The organism is Prosthecochloris marina (genome assembly GCF_003182595.1).
Taxonomy (GTDB): Bacteria; Bacteroidota; Chlorobiia; order Chlorobiales; family Chlorobiaceae; genus Prosthecochloris; species Prosthecochloris marina.
In genome coordinates, this window is record NZ_PDNZ01000017.1 from 1 (window position 1) to 2,217 (window position 2,217).

3 protein-coding genes and 1 pseudogene are annotated in these 2,217 nt (G+C 54.0%); all 4 read right to left on the minus strand.

The features are described 5' to 3' along the window. Positions 1 to 498 (minus strand): annotated as a pseudogene (locus tag CR164_RS12885) (energy transducer TonB); the annotation flags it as partial. 11 nt (positions 499 to 509) lie between these two features. Beyond that, positions 510 to 1,055, minus strand: a complete 546-nt coding sequence (locus CR164_RS12890) for an ExbD/TolR family protein (protein ID WP_110024405.1) — start codon at positions 1,053 to 1,055, stop codon at positions 510 to 512. A 1-nt stretch (position 1,056) separates the two neighbouring features. Then, entirely contained in the window at positions 1,057 to 1,590 is a 534-nt protein-coding gene (locus CR164_RS12895; RefSeq protein WP_110024406.1) for an ExbD/TolR family protein, read from the minus strand. Positions 1,591 to 1,596: 6 nt separating this feature from the next. After that, positions 1,597 to 2,217 (minus strand): MotA/TolQ/ExbB proton channel family protein (locus tag CR164_RS12900; RefSeq protein ID WP_110024407.1); only part of this gene is annotated, 621 nt, incomplete at its 5' end.

Sequence of the window (2,217 nt, forward strand, 5' to 3'; positions counted from 1 at the left end):
GTCCCCGATACCGCCCTCGACACCCTGTGGCTGATGAATCGCCTTTCTGATCTCCTGCTGCGTCGCGAGCGTCTGTTCCGGAGGCGCTTCTTCTTTCTTGACTTTTTTGATCTTGCCGACATTCGGCGGCTTCTCCACTTTCGGCTGCACCTTCGGCTTTGGCTGGGCCGGCTTCGGCTTCTCGATCAACGGCGGCGGCGGCAGCTGCGTCACACTCGGGATTCCTATGTAACTGATGATTCGCTCTTCTTCTTTGCCGAATATACCGGTCCAACTCGTCAACAAACCCCAGTTCGCACTGATCACCCAGAACACCAGCAGCATCCCTACCGCCACGGCTACGCCGTGACCCAGATACAGATGACTTTCTTTCCTCAGCATCAGGGTTCCATACTGTATTCCCCGTACTCGCTCCGTATCCAGATACTCTTCGCCGAACGACAACTTCCGCCTCGTCCTCGACGCATGGCGATGCACCTTTTCGTACTGTTTTCCCACTGCTTCTCTCTCTAGATTTCCCTGCTCTCGTCTTCCGACTTTCTCTGCACCACTATCGCTGCTTCATCCTCCGACGTGAAGTCATCCAGACTGAATCGATCGATCTTCAGCAGGTTGAACTCATCGATCAGATCGATCAGATTTTTGTATTTCGCCTTCCCACTCAGTTTCACCACGATCACCAGCTTATTGTTCTTACGCGTTTCTTCCCGCAGCAACTTTCGCAGCCCGGCACTCAGCACCGGTGATTCCGCTTCGTCATACATCGCGATCTCTTGCGGCACTGCTTCGCCTATCGACCAGTACGCTCGTCCTTCTTCGACTATGCGAACCGTCATCACATTCAGCTCGGCTATCTTCACTTCCGTTTCTTCCGGCGGGATATTGATCTCCATCGTGTTCGCCCGGCTGAACGTCGTCGTCAGCATGAAAAACGTCAACAGCAGAAACGCGACATCTACCATCGGCGTCATGTCGATATGGAAGCCGATACGTTTCCGCTTCTGTCTCGCTCGACGTCCCCGGCTTTCTCCATTCGGTGAATCGACCATGCCCATATTACCGGCCCTCCTTCTCCAGCGACGTCACCAGATTGAACGTCAGGATGTTCACACTCTTGAACAGTTTCAATACATGGTCCACCGATTCATAGTCCGCTGCGACATCCGCCTTGACTACCGGGCGCATCTCTCGATCCGTATACCGCGCCTCTTCGATATACTGCTTCAACTCGTCTTTCCTCACTTCAAAGCTTTCCATCAGCCTGAAACTCCCCAGCGAATCGGCTACCGCCTGACCACTCATTCCGGATGCGATCAAGCGAGGCTCGATAATCCGCTTGAACAACGCCTCTCGGGTTTTCTGCGACGAAACTCCCATGTAATAGCGGTTCGCTTCACTCACACTCACCGTCAGGATTTTCGTCTCCGGCAATTTCTGCTCCGCATGCGACATCGGTACGTCGATCTGCACCGGTTCCGGCGGACGAAACTTCGTCGTCAGCATGAAAAACGTCAGCAGCAGAAACGCTACATCCACCATCGGCGTCATGTCGATGTGAAAACCGATCCGTTTGCTCTTGACTTTCGACATACTCTCTTATTCCGTTTCCGATCCCAATGTCTGGATAATGTAAAACGCCGCTTCATCTATCAGATAGGTGAAGCGATCCACACGGCTCGTGAACACATTGTACGTCACGATGCCCATCACACCACCGACTATTCCCAACGCCGTATTGAACAGCGCTTCCGAAATCCCTAACGACAGCGCTACCGCATCCGGCGCGCCGGTCGTCGCCATCGCCGTGAAGGCTCGGATCATGCCCAGCGTCGTTCCGAACAATCCCACCATCGTCGAGATCGACGCGATCGTCGAGATCGCTACCAGGTTTTTTTCCAGCAGCGGCAGCTCCATCGTCGTCGCTTCTTCGACCGCTTTTTCCATCTCGCTGATTTTCTTCTCTCGATCCGTGATCTGATGGCGTTCCAAGCTCTGGTACCGTTTGAACACCGACCGCAGCACTGCCGCTACCGAACTCTGGTGCTCATCGCATTTGGCGATCGCCGTGTCCACTCGGCCTTCTTCGACTTCCTGCTTCAGCTCTTTGACGAACTCCGGGATGTTTCCTTTGCCCGACGCTTTGTTCAACGCTATCATCCGCTCCACGATATAGGCGATCACCATCAATATCAGCGCCATCAGCACTATCACCACCTG